General features: G+C 41.3%; 21 protein-coding genes. All 21 read right to left on the bottom strand.

All coding sequences use genetic code 11. From position 1 onward, the window contains the following. Positions 1-6: 6 nt before the first annotated feature. The 21 genes from rpsH to rplC all read right to left on the bottom strand — a co-directional run bounded on the left by rpsH (position 7) and on the right by rplC (position 14,937). Positions 7-399, bottom strand: a complete 393-nt coding sequence (gene rpsH / locus QUE03_RS02605) for a 30S ribosomal protein S8 (protein WP_286267728.1) — start codon at positions 397-399, stop codon at positions 7-9. A gap of 15 nt (positions 400-414) precedes the next feature. Then, positions 415-720, bottom strand: a complete 306-nt coding sequence (gene rpsN, locus QUE03_RS02600) for a 30S ribosomal protein S14 (RefSeq protein WP_286264800.1) — start codon at positions 718-720, stop codon at positions 415-417. An 11-nt stretch (positions 721-731) separates the two neighbouring features. After that, positions 732-1,271: a 50S ribosomal protein L5 gene (gene rplE / locus QUE03_RS02595; RefSeq protein ID WP_286264798.1), complete on the bottom strand. Its 540-nt coding sequence runs from the start codon at positions 1,269-1,271 to the stop codon at positions 732-734. A gap of 14 nt (positions 1,272-1,285) precedes the next feature. Next, a complete protein-coding gene (gene rplX, locus QUE03_RS02590) occupies positions 1,286-1,600 on the bottom strand; it encodes a 50S ribosomal protein L24 (RefSeq protein ID WP_286264796.1) in 315 nt (104 codons plus the stop codon). Positions 1,601-1,612: 12 nt separating this feature from the next. Further along, complete coding sequence (gene rplN / locus QUE03_RS02585; RefSeq protein WP_286264794.1) at positions 1,613-1,981, bottom strand: 50S ribosomal protein L14; 369 nt, start codon at positions 1,979-1,981, stop codon at positions 1,613-1,615. Positions 1,982-2,222: 241 nt separating this feature from the next. Beyond that, a complete protein-coding gene (locus tag QUE03_RS02580) occupies positions 2,223-2,717 on the bottom strand; it encodes a nitrous oxide reductase accessory protein NosL (RefSeq protein WP_286264792.1) in 495 nt (164 codons plus the stop codon). After that, a complete protein-coding gene (locus tag QUE03_RS02575; protein WP_286264790.1) occupies positions 2,717-3,535 on the bottom strand; it encodes an ABC transporter permease in 819 nt (272 codons plus the stop codon). Before QUE03_RS02575 ends, QUE03_RS02580 begins: the two co-directional genes overlap by 1 nt. Further along, positions 3,532-4,473: an ABC transporter ATP-binding protein gene (locus QUE03_RS02570; RefSeq protein ID WP_286264788.1), complete on the bottom strand. Its 942-nt coding sequence runs from the start codon at positions 4,471-4,473 to the stop codon at positions 3,532-3,534. Before QUE03_RS02570 ends, QUE03_RS02575 begins: the two co-directional genes overlap by 4 nt. An 8-nt stretch (positions 4,474-4,481) precedes the next feature. Beyond that, positions 4,482-5,795 carry a nitrous oxide reductase family maturation protein NosD gene (locus QUE03_RS02565; RefSeq protein ID WP_286264787.1) on the bottom strand — a complete coding sequence of 438 codons (1,314 nt, stop codon included), beginning with the start codon at positions 5,793-5,795 and terminating at the stop codon, positions 4,482-4,484. A 100-nt stretch (positions 5,796-5,895) separates the two neighbouring features. Further along, on the bottom strand, positions 5,896-7,782 hold the full coding sequence (nosZ, locus tag QUE03_RS02560) for a TAT-dependent nitrous-oxide reductase (RefSeq protein WP_286264785.1): 1,887 nt from the start codon (positions 7,780-7,782) through the stop codon (positions 5,896-5,898). A gap of 64 nt (positions 7,783-7,846) precedes the next feature. After that, positions 7,847-9,946, bottom strand: coding sequence for a transcriptional regulator NosR (gene nosR, locus QUE03_RS02555; protein ID WP_286264782.1), 2,100 nt, complete (start codon positions 9,944-9,946; stop codon positions 7,847-7,849). A 370-nt stretch (positions 9,947-10,316) separates the two neighbouring features. Then, entirely contained in the window at positions 10,317-10,565 is a 249-nt protein-coding gene (gene rpsQ, locus QUE03_RS02550; RefSeq protein WP_286264779.1) for a 30S ribosomal protein S17, read from the bottom strand. Beyond that, the gene (gene rpmC / locus QUE03_RS02545) at positions 10,565-10,756 is read right to left on the bottom strand and encodes a 50S ribosomal protein L29 (protein ID WP_286264777.1); all 192 of its coding nucleotides are present in this window, start codon (positions 10,754-10,756) and stop codon (positions 10,565-10,567) included. Before rpmC ends, rpsQ begins: the two co-directional genes overlap by 1 nt. Continuing rightward, positions 10,756-11,169: a 50S ribosomal protein L16 gene (gene rplP, locus QUE03_RS02540; protein WP_044841776.1), complete on the bottom strand. Its 414-nt coding sequence runs from the start codon at positions 11,167-11,169 to the stop codon at positions 10,756-10,758. Before rplP ends, rpmC begins: the two co-directional genes overlap by 1 nt. A 10-nt stretch (positions 11,170-11,179) precedes the next feature. Continuing rightward, positions 11,180-11,875: a 30S ribosomal protein S3 gene (gene rpsC, locus QUE03_RS02535; protein WP_286264764.1), complete on the bottom strand. Its 696-nt coding sequence runs from the start codon at positions 11,873-11,875 to the stop codon at positions 11,180-11,182. Between the two features lie 11 nt (positions 11,876-11,886). Further along, positions 11,887-12,219 carry a 50S ribosomal protein L22 gene (gene rplV / locus QUE03_RS02530; RefSeq protein ID WP_286264762.1) on the bottom strand — a complete coding sequence of 111 codons (333 nt, stop codon included), beginning with the start codon at positions 12,217-12,219 and terminating at the stop codon, positions 11,887-11,889. An 11-nt stretch (positions 12,220-12,230) separates the two neighbouring features. After that, complete coding sequence (gene rpsS, locus QUE03_RS02525) at positions 12,231-12,509, bottom strand: 30S ribosomal protein S19 (RefSeq protein ID WP_135438210.1); 279 nt, start codon at positions 12,507-12,509, stop codon at positions 12,231-12,233. A 29-nt stretch (positions 12,510-12,538) separates the two neighbouring features. Then, positions 12,539-13,363 (bottom strand): 50S ribosomal protein L2, encoded by an 825-nt coding sequence (rplB, locus tag QUE03_RS02520; RefSeq protein ID WP_286264756.1) that lies wholly within the window; start codon positions 13,361-13,363, stop codon positions 12,539-12,541. Positions 13,364-13,378: 15 nt separating this feature from the next. Beyond that, on the bottom strand, positions 13,379-13,678 hold the full coding sequence (gene rplW, locus QUE03_RS02515) for a 50S ribosomal protein L23 (protein WP_286264754.1): 300 nt from the start codon (positions 13,676-13,678) through the stop codon (positions 13,379-13,381). After that, positions 13,675-14,280: a 50S ribosomal protein L4 gene (gene rplD, locus QUE03_RS02510; protein WP_286264752.1), complete on the bottom strand. Its 606-nt coding sequence runs from the start codon at positions 14,278-14,280 to the stop codon at positions 13,675-13,677. The genes rplW and rplD overlap by 4 nt, the downstream gene beginning before the upstream one ends. An 18-nt stretch (positions 14,281-14,298) precedes the next feature. Next, positions 14,299-14,937, bottom strand: a complete 639-nt coding sequence (gene rplC, locus QUE03_RS02505; protein WP_286264750.1) for a 50S ribosomal protein L3 — start codon at positions 14,935-14,937, stop codon at positions 14,299-14,301. Between the last annotated feature and the right edge of the window lie 12 nt (positions 14,938-14,949).

Here is a 14,949-nt window from a genome sequence, read left to right as displayed (position 1 = left end):
TATTCCTTACGCTACGAAACCAAGGATTTCACCGCCAAGACCCGCAGAGCGAGCGGCGCGATCCGTCATCAAACCTTTAGAAGTAGAAACGATTGCAATACCCATGCCTGCTAATACTTTAGGAAGCTCATTGCTGCCTTTGTATACGCGAAGACCTGGACGTGAAACACGCTTGATCGTTTCGATTACTTCTTTGCCTTCAAAATATTTCAACTCAACAGTTAGTTCAGGTTTTGTACCTTCAGCAACTGCAAATTCAGAAATATAACCTTCTTCTTTAAGTAAGTTAGCGATAGCCACTTTAAGCTTAGAAGAAGGCATAGTTACTGCAGTTTTTGCTGCAGATTGACCGTTGCGGATGCGTGTAAACATGTCCGCGATAGGATCAGTCATCATAATTGCGTTCTCCTTTGATTACCAACTAGCTTTCTTAAGACCAGGTACTTCACCGCGCATTGTCGCTTCACGTAATTTAATGCGGCTTAAACCGAATTTACGTAAAAAACCATGTGGACGGCCAGTCACGTTACAACGGTTACGTTGACGTGATGAGCTTGAGTCACGAGGTAAAGATTGAAGTTTTAATACTGCATCCCAACGTTCTTCTTCAGAAGAATTTACGTTTGAGATAATTGCTTTTAATGCACTGCGCTTTTCAGCGTACTGAGCGACTAATTTAGTGCGCTTAGCTTCACGTGCTTTCATAGATGATTTAGCCATAACTCTACACCTTATTTCTTAAACGGGAAATTAAAGGCAGTCAACAAAGCACGACCTTCCTCATCAGATGCCGCTGTGGTAGTGATAGTAATATCCATACCGCGGATCTTATCGATTTTATCATAATCGATTTCAGGAAATATGATTTGCTCACGAACGCCCATGCTGTAATTACCACGGCCATCGAATGATTTAGGGTTCAAGCCACGGAAATCACGGATACGTGGAACTGAGATAGAAATTAATCTTTCTAAGAATTCCCACATACGTTCGCCGCGTAAAGTTACTTTTGCGCCAATAGGGTAGCCTTCACGAATTTTAAAGCCCGCAACTGATTTGCGTGCTTTCGTGATCATAGGCTTTTGACCAGAGATCGAAGTAAGATCATTTGTGGCGTTTTCTAATACTTTTTTATCAGTAATAGCTTCACCAACACCCATGTTTAGGGTGATCTTTTCAATCCGAGGGACTTGCATGACACTTTTGTATTCAAACTTCTTTTGAAGGTCTGAAACAATTGTATCTTTGTAAAACTCATGCAGTTTCGCCATCGTTTACTCCAATATTAAACTAATTCGTTATCAGACTTGAAGAAACGAACTTTTTTGCCGTCTTCAATTCTGAAACCAACGCGATCCGCTTTCCCTGATTTAGGGTTAACGATTGCTACGTTAGATACATGGATTGGTGCTTCTTTCTCAACGATGCCACCAGCTTGCTGTAACTGAGGTACAGGCTTCTGATGTTTCTTGATTAGGTTAACACCTTCTACAAATACTTTGCTGTTTTCAACAAGAACTTTAGTAACTTTACCAGTTTTGCCCTTGTCTTTACCCGCAAGTACGATTATTTCGTCATTTAGACGAATTTTAGAGGCCATTTTCGTGACTCCTTATAGTACTTCTGGTGCTAATGATACGATCTTCATGAACTTTTCAGTTCTTAATTCACGTGTCACCGGCCCGAAAATACGAGTACCAATTGGCTGTAAGTTAGCATTTAACATTACTGCCGAGTTGCCGTCAAAACGAATGGTTGAACCATCTGAACGACGTACGCCCTTTTTAGTGCGCACCACTACCGCGTTTAGGACATCACCTTTTTTTACTTTGCCGCGAGGAATTGCTTCCTTCACTGCAACTTTAATGACATCACCAATGCGTGCGTAGCGACGGTGCGAGCCACCAAGGACCTTTATACACTGTACACGTTTGGCGCCGCTATTATCAGCAACGTCAAGCTGTGATTGCATCTGGATCATTTTATGTGCTCCGCTGTTATTTAAAATTCAAGGCCAGAAATTTGACCCGTCACTGCCTTTAAAAAACCCACTCATAACGAGAGGGCGCGAGATTATAACACCACCAATTTTAAATTGGTACTTTATTTATACAATTTGTTTGGGTTATGAAACGATATATATTGTTGCTACATTCTGGATGGAAGAAAAGGTGACACATCAATAATTTCTTGTATCACCAAAATTTAGAATTAGCGACGAATTAGAATTGATTGATAAGATCGGTTGTTATTCCATCAAATGAATATACGTTACCGCCATATTTACTCGCAAATGCATCCGCCACTTTTTTCTCTGCAAAGCTAGCTAACGTAGAGCCCATTGCGCCAGACTGATTTGAACCGACCACAAACCAAGCGCTTTTAGCATCTATATATAGTTCATCGTCTGGCATATCCCATGGCACCTGACTCATATCATGCACCAGCAATTGTTTAACATTTCTTTTATGCTCAGGATCTAAATAATACGCAAACATATCTCGGGTCGAACAGAACTTACGTGGCGTATTTTCGGTTTTATGAGTCACCGCACCTTTAGGGCCCGCAAAACCTTCAATGATCATACCGCACAAGTGACATTCGTCCGCTTTTTCAATCGCCACTGCGGTTAACAATGCTTCTTCAGTTTTTTGCTCCGTACAAGCACCTAATGTTATTGCCGTTATAAGCATCAACGCGTGATGAATTTTTTTCATTAAATTTTTCTCGTTCTAAAAATAACTATTGCTAGTACTAGCGGGATTATCACCCATAAGCCAAGTAAGATAAATAGCTCACTAGCTGAAGCACTTGACTGTATTGCCACGGCCAAAGCCCCATTAACATCTGAGCTTTCAAGACCTGCAAAATTAACTAATCTAAAAATATCGGCAGGGTTGAGCATCATTAAATTCGTTAAGCCTTGCTGTGACATAACGTCTTCTGTTCCAACAAGTAATGCAAGCATTGCCATATCGAACACTAATGCGAAGAAGAACCATAAGATTAGCGCAAAACCTGCGGCCTTAGACTTTTCGTTTACTAATAAACTGACAATATAGGCTATAGCAGTAAAGCTCAACCCCAGTAATATGGCTGAGCCAATGAATAGACTAAAGGCAGGCAATACTTCTTCTGCGCCCTGTTGGTATGACAGCAATGCGGCAGAAGCGCCAAAACCCAATAGAATGGCAAGCGATATAATTCCCCCTTGCCCAATAAATTTACCTAACAGTAACTGGCTTTTACTCATTGGATAAGTCAACAATAAAAGGAGGGTGCCTGATTCTTGCTCACCAACAAAACTGTCGTAACTCACCAATAAAGCTATTAATGGAATTAGGAATACCGCGAGGCTCGCCAAACTCGCTATTGTCGATGACAATGATGCAACACCTACGCTGCCCGATACGGCGCTACCATAGTAACTTAATCCGATGGATAAAATGGCAAAAATCCCTGTGATTGAGATAAACCATCTGTTTCTTAAGCCATCATGAAACTCTTTATTTGCGACCGTTAGAATTTGTTTCATGAATGGGCCCCTAATGTCATGTTTTTCGATTGTGCTGATATAGATTCGTGTGCAGTCAAAAAATGCTGATACAACTGATTAAGATTGGCAGGAGACACGCTGATATCAGACAATCCATCATGGCTAAGTAAGTGTCGTAAAACTTGCACTTTTTGAGGCTCGGGCACTAACAAAGACTGTTGTTCGATATCCCAGTAATCATTAAGCAATTTATCTTTCACTAGTGCTCCATTTAACCCGTGGGGCTTTATTGTCACGTTCAGATTAGCTTGCTGTCTAAGTTCGCTAAGTGTTCCTATTGCCAGCTGTTTACCCGAAGACATGATCATTGCTCTGTCAATATGCTGCTCTACGCCAGGTAAAACATGAGAGCAAAGAATAATACTAGCGCCTGAAGACTTTAATTGGTCTACTGTTTGGTAAAACTCTTGTGTCGCTATTGGATCTAAACCAACAGTGGGCTCATCAAGTAGGAGTAATTTCGGCTCACCGATAAATGCTTGTGCTAGACCTAAACGCTGACGCATACCTTTGGAGTAGGTTTTCACTTGTCTATTCATAGCATGAGATAAACCGACTTGTTCAAGCAACTGATGTGCAGTTTTTTTGTCGTAGCCTTTTAACTTACTAAAGTAAGTAAGTACCTCCAAACCCGTTAGGTGTTCATAGAAGCTCACATTTTCAGGTAAATAGCCCATTTGTTTACGCATGTGCCATGCTTCTTTACTGTCTGGACTAACGCCAAATACTGACACTTCACCGGCTGTCGCAGAAATAACCCCCAAAATGAGCTTCATCATGGTTGTTTTACCGGCACCGTTGTGACCGAATAAACCAAGCACCTCACCTTCTGGTAAAGACAGATTAATATTTGAAAGTGCATCAAGTTGTTGATATGACTTCGACGCTTCATTGAGTGACACAATGATTTTGCTCATAATTTTATTTACTCTTTAACTACGGCTATTTGTTGCAGATTTTCGATTGCAGGTGGACTCATTAAGGGGAAGCTATCTTTAACTCCCGGTGGTTTTAAGACAGGAAATTGTCGTTGCACCCATCGCAACACTAATATAGCTGGACTCGACATCAATACTTTCATTTCTGGGTATTGCCAAAGTAATTTATCAATCCCGTCGTTAGGCTCAAACGGTACATCACCTTTTTCATCGTTGTTCATGTCCCAGCCTAAATAATTGCTCCAATAATTACCGTAGCCGTCTTTACTCCACTCTTGCTTCTTATTCGACACATATTTAACTTGGACGGGGTTATCTATAAAGCTGTTACCATATACTTTCGTGTTCTCCGAGCCCGCGGTCAGGTGAATGCCAATTTCCGTGCGCTTAACCACGTTATTACTGATGGTGTTATAACCAGAATTATAGACAAAAAAGCCCTTTCCATCTCGACCCAACACCTTTTTCTCAGGTTTGGTCCACACGTCTTCTATAACATTTCCGCTAATGTTGCTATGAATAATGTAGTTGAGCAAAAATCCATAATCTTCGCTGTCTTTACTGGTGTTACCCGTAATCTCAAGGTAGCGAGAATTCATCATCGCGTAACCTGCTCGGGTACTGTATGCGTGATTTTGAATAATACTGTTTTTATAAGAATACATGTAATGAATACCGTAGCGTAAGTGGTGCAAGGTATTTCCTCGCAATACATTATCTTGGCTATTAATCACATACAAGCCATCACGTACTTTACTGATATTATTATTAATGACCTCGCTTTGCTTAACCCCCGACAGTTGGATGCCATTGCCGCGATCTGCCGTTCGAAGTGTTGTGTTTCCTATAACCGTATTATTCAGAATACGAGTATTTTGGGTATTTTGTATCCACATGCCAAAGGCGTCGCCTTGCAAATGGTTATTTTTAATCAAAAGGTTTGTTGTTGGTTGCTCAGCATAAATTCCGGCATTTTGCTCGGTTAAATCATCGCCCCAATTAACAATAGAAAGATTGTCAATTGTAATATTTGAACTCGTTAACAAAAGTGCATTGCCACTGCCACCGGCGTCAAGGATAGACTCTTTGGTTCCAGACAAAGTGAGTTGTTTATCAATTGTGAATTGCCCACGGTAACGCCCTGGTGCCAAAATCAAATGATCACCCGCTTGAGCTAAAGAGATTTGTTTTGATAGATCCATGCCTGCATCAACATGAATTACCTCTGCCTTGGAGTGTAAGCTCAGCAAAATAAAGCTTAAAGTAAGCAGAACAGAATGTTTAAAAATCGACAAGAGCATTCTCTCTTCTTTAAATTAAACAACGCATAATGCTAGGCACTATGCGTTGTTTTAGAGATAATATGGGTAAAAACAATTACGCGTTTTTCCCCAGTATACCTTATGCCGGCTCTACAAGCATACGACCACGCATTTCCATGTGTAATGCGTGACAGAACCAGTTACAGTAGTACCATTGTACGCCTGGTTTGTCGGCAATAAAGGTCACAGAAGCTGTAGCTTGTGGACCAATTTCCATTTGTACACCATGGTTAGTCATACAGAAACCGTGGGTTACGTCTTCAACTTGGTCAAGGTTAGTCACTACAACAGTGACTTCGTTTCCTTCTTTAACGGTAAACTCATTCATACCAAAGTTAGGGGCGATAGATGTCATGTAAACACGTACTTTATTGCCGTCGCGAATAACCTTGTTTTCCGTCATGACGTTCACACCGTCGGCTTTAGCCATTGCCACTGTGCCCGCGAAGATAGGATCATCACGCGTCCAAAGTTTGTTTGGCTTCATTTTACTGCGATGTACCATCATACAGTCATGCGGTTCAGCATAAGTAGGGCCGTCATGTACTAGTTTCATTTCATCACCAGAGATATCAATTAATTGATCATTTTCTGGGCGTAATGGACCAACAGGTAAGAAACGGTCTTTAGAGAACTTACATAGTGACACTAACCATTTACCATCAGCGTCACGCGTTTCACCAGCTGATGTATGGTTATGGCCTGGTTGATAGTGAACGTCTAGTTTTTGACGAATGTAGTTAACTTTTTCACCATTATAAGCACGTACTGCGTCTTCAACGTTCCATTTAGCAATTTGGCTATCCAAGAATAACGTTGTATAAGCATTACCTTTATTATCAAAGGCGGTATGTAGTGGACCTAAACCTAATTCAACTTCTGCGGCAATAGCGTCACGAGGCTTAATTTTATCCGCGAATAAAGAATCAAGCTTAGCAATTTCTATCAATGAAACTGTAGGTGATAACTTACCGTTTGCTGCGAAGTACTTACCATTTGGCGAAGTATTTAAACCGTGAGGAGATTTTGGCACCGGAATGTAACGAGTCAGCTCAGAGCCTTTTTGACCGTCCAATACTTTGACACCATTCATCATTTTGTAGTTGCCAGCTTTGATCGCGGCTTCACAACGTTCAAGACTAAATATTACAACATGGTCACGTTCAGCCGTGATCATTTCACCTAAATTAACGCCATTTTCTGAATTATAACAAGTAGAAGCGAAATATTTACCGTCATAATCTGCATCAGTGTTGTCTAAGTTACCAGAAACAATCACTTGGAAAGAAACTTCCATTGTTTCTGCATCAATACAGTTAAACATTGAACGGTAAGCTTTAGGGTTGTTTAGATCTGTCCCATCATTAACCAAAGGTACTTCAAATTCACCGTTACAAATCACGTATTTAGTGTAAGGAACTTTTTGTACACGCAAACCATGGATAGCTTGAACATTAGGTACATGAGTAATCTTATCAGTTTTCATTACGTCACAACGAATTCGACCAACACGTGTGTTTGATTTATCGTTGATGAATACATATTTACCGTTGTAGCTACCGTCAGTCATTGACATGTGTGGGTGATGAGAGTCACCTACATGAATATTTTCGCTCTGCTTACCTTTAATAGCCTTCGATTCATTTGTGATGCCCCAACCTGTTGCACTATCAGTGTTAAATACAGGTATACGCATTAATTCACGCATTGACGGAACACCTAAAATACGTACTTCACCAGAGTGACCACCACTCCAGAAACCATAGTATTCATCTAGTTCGCCTGGGCCAACATGTGGGCTACCTGCTGCTTCTTTAGCTTTGGCTTGTGCCGTCGCAGCAAACATTGCTGCAGTCATAGGTGCTGCTACTGCGCCAGCGCCTATTAATGCGGTTTTGCCAAAAAATTTACGGCGCTCTTCATTCTCGAGGCCTAACTCTGTTGAGTCTTTTTCATTGTCGATCATGTGCTTCTCCAATTGTTATTTTTGATGCTCTTTAAAGAGCTATTAACCAGATATTGCTTAAAAGTTAATTCGTTACTTCTACAGGAATAGCCTGTTTTTTATATTGTTGTTTCTTACGCGCCATTTTTTTCAATGGTGGACATTTTGTCTCGTTAAAATATGTCATTTGGCAATCAAGGCAATAATGACATTCGCGCATATTAATGGTGCCATCAGGATAAATTGCTTGAATTTCACATTCTTTAGCACAAGTTTTACAAGGGGTGCCACACTCAGGACGACGTTTTAGCCAACTAAATAACCGCGCACTGTTTGGCATAGATAACGCTGCCCCTAATGGACATAAATATCGGCAAAAGAATTTACGTGTAAAGATGTTAATCACTAATAAGAAAGCGGCGTAGATAACAAAAGGCCATGTTCTGTCAAATTTTAACAAAAATGTTGTTTTGAAAGGCTCAATTTCTGCGAACTGCTCTGCTGTTGCTAAAGAGTCTAAAGATAAGCCGAATAATCCAAGTAAAATAAGATACTTAATTGCCCATAATCGCTCATGCACTGCAAAAGGAAGTTCAAACTGTCTGATTTTCAACATGCGGGCGACGTGATTTATCAACTCTTGCAATGCGCCAAAAGGACACAACCAACCACAATATACCGCGCGCCCCCAGATGACGACTGTGACAGCAGCAGCTATCCACAGGCAGAAAATAATAGGGTCAAGTAAGAATAAGTCCCAGCTGAAATCTTTCATGAATGCTTGTAAAAACGTAAACACATTAACAACTGATAGCTGACCGCCCCAACTCCACCCGATAAATACAACGGTGAATATTAAAAATATATGTCTAAAGTTGTGCATGAAGGTTGGATGTCTAACGAAGACATCTTGGAAAAACAACATTAATATAAGTAATGACATGGCAAAAATTAAGATCATCACTTCAGCATTTTTTTCCTGCCAAACCTGCTGTGTTAAGGTGAGTTCCTCTTCAACTATTGGTCTGTCAACATCTCTGCCTAGAGCTGAGTAGTCGCCTTTAAATGTTGTAAAAATACTGTCTAGAGGCCCTGTTTGACGACGTACTAGTAACTCAAGTTGCCAGTCTTCGCCGGGGTTGAATTTATGATGTTCACCAATCACAAACAAAGACATTTCTTTGAACTCAGGTGCGCCAGAAATAACCAAATCAGTAATGCGATGATGATCTAAATCGCGAAAAGAAATATTGGTGTCATTTTGAATCACCTGTATACGATCGAATATCGCGCCGCGAACATAGCCTGAACCTTTGAATGAGTACCCATTACCCATAATAAGCACCGCATGTTCGCCTGGCTTAAGCAGCTTCTGAAGCCACTCAAACTCTGCTTCACCTAATATATTTTTACCAAGATTTGGTAGATTTATTTGGCCAAAGTAAATATCCGCAAACATATCTTGCTTTTGCTCAGGTGATGCTTTTTCAACATCTTCAGCTTCGGTACCTACAAATGCCTGGTCGATTTTTGCTCGGTCTAGAAAAAGTCTTCTGATCGAGCCATCTCCGACCAACGCTTGCCAGTCAGCAGATGTATATACGTCCTGTTTGATTGTCGCCATCGGCGTGGCACTGAACTGACTTTCATCAATAATCCCTTGCGACTTAGCAACGGACTGTGCAGCACGAGTGATTGCAACATTCATCACGCGAACGGTAACCGTTGCTCCAGATAACCCATCTATGTGAACAGAGCCTTGCGAGGTATTACCTCCTACTTTAATTTTCGTTGCAACGGATAAGCCTGGATACTGATCAGCAAAATCATATAATTTCGTTTCAGGAATACCCGCAAGAATAATTGGCTCGTGATGTTCCAATACTTTTGCTGCTAAATAATTCCCTTGTGGATCTATAATAACTAGCATGTTTACTGGCTCACCTGAATAGGCAGGTATTTTCGCTATGTCGTTAGTTTCAAAGGCATAACCTAAAACTTCATCGCCCTGTTTAATAACCCAATGTAACGGGTCGCCTTGTTTTTCAGAAATGCTGGCTTGCGAAGGAAAAATTTCTTTAATTAGAGGGATAGGATCTTTAGGCGGACTAACAAACAACGCATAACTTGGCAATGCCCAAGTGAGCGCGAAAAGAATAAAGCTTAGAGTAAAATACTGACGCATTGTTCAACCTTGATAACGAAGTTTATAGATAACTCTATATTTCGGTAAGGTAGCACTCTATGTATTCAATTGTAACAATGCTCAGTAACTACTAAGCCCTTTGTTGATCTGAGTCATGCTTTCCTTTTAGTTCAAAGAATAGACAATTATTTTGGAGTAGCAAGGCACTAAACCCTTACGATTACTAGGGATTTTATTGAACTGATTTAATCGCTTAGTTTTGTGACAATTGTAAGTTAGGAATAAGATTATTATTAAGATAAAGCTAGCTTTGTAACAACTTCATTTTGCATTGGGCATAAAAAAGCCCCACCGGTTAGGGTGAGGCTTTTACGCATATATTGAAGTGTTTACGTACTAGAAATTGCGATTAAGCTTTTTCTAAAACGTCAACCAATGTCCAAGATTTACTCTTAGAAATTGGTGCACATTCACGAATAGTTACTAAGTCACCTTCGTTACATACGTTAGCTTCATCATGTGCTTTCAACTTAGTTGAACGGATCATGAATTTACCGTATATAGGGTGCTTAACACGACGCTCGATCAGAACAGTAACAGACTTATCCATCTTGTTGCTGATTACGCGACCTTGTAGTGTACGAATTTTATCGCTCATTACTTACCAGCCTTTTCAGTCATGATTGTCTTTACGCGTGCAATGTTGCGACGCACTGTTCTAAGCATATGTGTCTGAGCTAACTGACCAGTACTTGCTTGCATACGTAAGTTAAATTGCTCACGTAGTAAGTTAAGTAGTTCAGCGTTTAGCTCTTCAATGCTCTTTTCTTTAAGTTCGCTAGCTTTCATTACATCACCGTTCTAGTTACGAAGGTAGTTTTGAAAGGAAGCTTAGCTGCTGCTAAAGCAAAAGCTTCACGCGCTAACTCTTCAGAAACACCTTCCATTTCATAAAGAACACGACCTGGTAGGATTTGACAAACCCAATATTCCACGCCACCTTTACCTTTACCCATACGAACCTCAAGAGGTTTTTTAGTAATTGGCTTATCAGGGAATACGCGAATCCAGATTTTACCTTGACGCTTAACGTGACGAGTCATCGCACGACGAGCGGCTTCGATTTGACGAGCAGTCATACGACCACGCTCAACTGATTTCAAACCGAAAGTACCGAAGCTAACTGAGCTACCTGTGTGTGCAAGACCACGGTTGCGCAGTTTCATTTGCTTACGGAATTTAGTACGTTTTGGTTGTAACATTACTTAACTCCTACTTGCTCTTACGGTTGTTTCTTTTCTTAGGCTTAGGAGCTGGCGCTTCTACTTGCGTAGGCATGCCACCAATTACTTCACCTTTAAAGATCCAAACTTTAATACCGATAGTACCGTACGTAGTTTCGCCACGCGCAGTAGCATAGTCGATGTCAGCACGCAAAGTGTGTAATGGAACACGGCCTTCACGGTACCATTCAGAGCGAGCAATATCTGCACCGCCTAAACGACCACTAACTTCAACTTTGATACCTTTAGCACCTAAACGCATAGCGTTTTGTACTGCACGCTTCATAGCACGACGGAACATAACACGACGTTCTAATTGGCTAGCAATGCTGTCAGCAACTAATTGAGCATCCATCTCTGGCTTACGTACTTCCGCAATGTTAATTTGCGCAGGTACACCAGCGATTTGTGATACTTTTAAACGTAATTTTTCTACGTCTTCGCCTTTCTTACCGATAACAACACCTGGACGAGCCGTGTGGATTGTTACGCGGATAGATTTAGCTGGACGCTCAATCACGATTTTCGATAAAGAAGCACGCTTAAGTTTTTCAGTTAAGTATTCACGAACCAAATGGTCACCGTGAAGGTTATCTGCATAATCTTTGCTGCTTGCGAACCATGTAGACGCGAAAGGCTTTGTGATACCTAGGCGAATACCGGTAGGATGTACTTTTTGACCCATACTAATATCTCCTAGTTATCAGCAACAACCACAGTGATGTGGCTTGTGCGTTTAAGGATACGATCCGCGCGACCTTTCGCACGAGGCTTAATACGTTTCATTGTTGGACCATCGTCAACCATAATAGTTTTAACGAATAATTCATCAATGTCTGCACCATCATTGTGCTCTGCGTTAGCAATTGCTGAGTCAAGTACTTTCTTCACTAAAACAGCAGCTGATTTGTTGCTGTAAGTTAAGATTTCAAGTGCTTTCTCAACGTGCAAGCCGCGGATTTGATCCACAACTAAACGTGCTTTTTGAGCAGAACCACGGGCAAATTTATGTTTAGCAATAGCTTCCATTTAACTTCCCCTTATCTTTTCTTCGCTTTCTTATCCGCAGCATGGCCACGGTAAGTACGAGTTGGTGCAAATTCACCTAGTTTGTGACCGATCATTTCATCAGTTACAAACACAGGTACGTGTTGACGGCCATTATGGACAGCTATGGTCAATCCGATCATATTAGGTATGATCATTGAACGACGGGACCAAGTTTTAATTGGTTTTTTATTCCCGCTTTCCAGAGCTTTCTCTACCTTCGTCAACAAGTGTAGGTCGATAAATGGACCTTTCTTGAGAGAACGTGGCATGGTGATTCCTCTTATTTAATTAACTAGTACTATTTAGTACGACGACGTACGATGAACTTATCAGTACGCTTGTTTTTACGAGTCTTGTAACCTTTAGTAGGTACGCCCCAAGGAGATACTGGGTGACGACCACCAGAAGTACGACCTTCACCACCACCGTGTGGGTGATCAACCGGGTTCATGGCAACACCACGAACAGTTGGGCGAACACCACGCCAGCGTGTAGCACCAGCTTTACCTAGTGAACGTAACATGTGTTCTGCGTTACCAATCTCACCAAGAGTTGCACGACAGTCAGCTTCGATTTTACGCATTTCGCCAGAGCGAAGACGTAAAGTCACATAAGCGCCATCTTTAGCAACTAATTGTGCATAAGTACCAGCAGCACGCGCGATTTGAGCACCTTTACCAGGCTTCAATTCGATTGCGTGAACAACACTACCTAATGGTGTGTTACGTAAAGGTAATGTGTTACCTGCTTTGATTGGAGCATCGATACCTGACTGGATCGTATCACCAGCTGTAAGGCCTTTTGGAGCCAAGATGTAACGACGTTCACCATCTGCATATAATACTAACGCAATGTTAGCACTACGGTTTGGATCATATTCCAAACGCTCTACTTTTGCAGGGATACCATCTTTAGTACGTTTAAAGTCAATCAAACGGTAATGATGCTTGTGACCACCACCTACGTGACGAACTGTAATACGACCTGTATTGTTACGACCACCAGTTTTAGATTTAGTATCTAATAAAGGAGCGTAAGGCTTACCTTTGTGCAACTCAGAGTTAACCACTTTAACAACGTGGCGACGACCCGGAGAAGTTGGTTTACATTTTACAATAGCCATTTTATAACTCTCCTATTACTCAGCGCCAACGAAGTCGATATCACTGCCTTCTGCAAGAGTAACGTACGCTTTTTTCCAGTCGCTACGACGACCAAAACGAGCACCTGTACGTTTTGTTTTACCCTTAACATTCAAAGTGCGAACACCTTCAACAGAAACTTCGAATAACTTTTCAACAGCGGCTTTGATTTCAGCTTTAGTAGCAGTAGTAGCAACTTTGAAAACAACTGTGTTGTTTGCTTCAGCGGCCATTGTTGCTTTCTCAGAAATGTTCGGTGCTAAAAGCACTTTCAACAAACGTTCTTCGCTTATCATGCTAACATCTCCTCGATTTGCTTAACTGCAGAAGCAGTCATCAATACTTTTTCAAAACCAACTAAAGAAACTGGGTCGATTGCTTGAACGTCACGAACGTCAACTTTGTATAAGTTGCGAGCAGACAAGAATAAGTTCTCATCAACTTCTGGCGTTACAATCAATACATCTTTAAGTTCTAAACCTTTAAGCTTAGCAACTAATTCTTTAGTTTTCGGTGTTTCAACTGCGAAATCATTAACTATAACTAAACGTTCTTGACGAACTAATTCAGAAAGGATGCTAGCAATAGCACCACGATACATTTTACGGTTAACTTTTTGGCTGTGATCTTGTGGCTTAGCAGCGAATGTTACGCCACCTGTACGCCAGATTGGACCACGAGTTGTACCAGCACGTGCACGGCCAGTACCTTTTTGACGCCATGGCTTCTTGCCACCGCCGCTTACTTCAGAACGAGTTTTCTGAGCACGTGTACCTTGACGAGCACCAGCTGCATATGCAACTACTACTTGGTGTACTAATGCTTCATTGAACTCACGTCCGAAAGTTGCTTCAGAAACTTCAAGAGCGCCTGACGCGTCTTTTAATGCTAATTCCATCAAAATTCTCCTCAGACGTTAGGCTTTAACAGCTGGTTTGATGATTACGTTACCGTTAATTGCGCCCGGAACTGCACCTTTAATAAGAAGCAAGTTACGTTCAGCATCAACGCGAACCAATTCAAGGTTTTGTGTAGTTACCTTCACAGCACCCATGTGACCAGACATTTTTTTGCCTTTAAATACACGACCTGGTGTTTGACACTGGCCGATTGAACCGTTTGAACGGTGAGAGATAGAGTTACCGTGAGTAGCATCTTGCATTGTAAAATTCCAACGCTTAATACCACCTTGGAAACCTTTACCTTTCGATGTACCGGTTACGTCTACTAATTTAGTGTCGTTGAAAAGCTCAACAGTGATCGCACTGCCAGCTTCAAGACCTTCACCTTCATTTTCGTTTAAACGGAATTCCCACAAGCCGCGGCCTGCTTCGATTCCTGCTTTAGCGAAATGTCCAGCTGCTGGTTTGTTAACACGGTTTGCTTTTTTAGCACCCGTAGTAACTTGTAGTGCTGAATAACCATCGTTGTCTACAGTTTTAACCTGAGCAACACGGTTCGCTTCAACTTCTAGGACTGTAACAGGTGTAGAAACGCCATCTTCAGAGAAGATACGAGTCATGCCTACTTTACGTCCAACTAGACCTATAGTCATGTTAAAACCCCC

This window comes from Thalassotalea atypica (assembly GCF_030295975.1).
Lineage (GTDB): Bacteria > Pseudomonadota > Gammaproteobacteria > Enterobacterales > Alteromonadaceae > Thalassotalea_F > Thalassotalea_F atypica.
The sequence above is the reverse complement of the archived record's forward strand: the minus strand, read 5'-3'. Positions and strand labels throughout refer to the sequence as shown.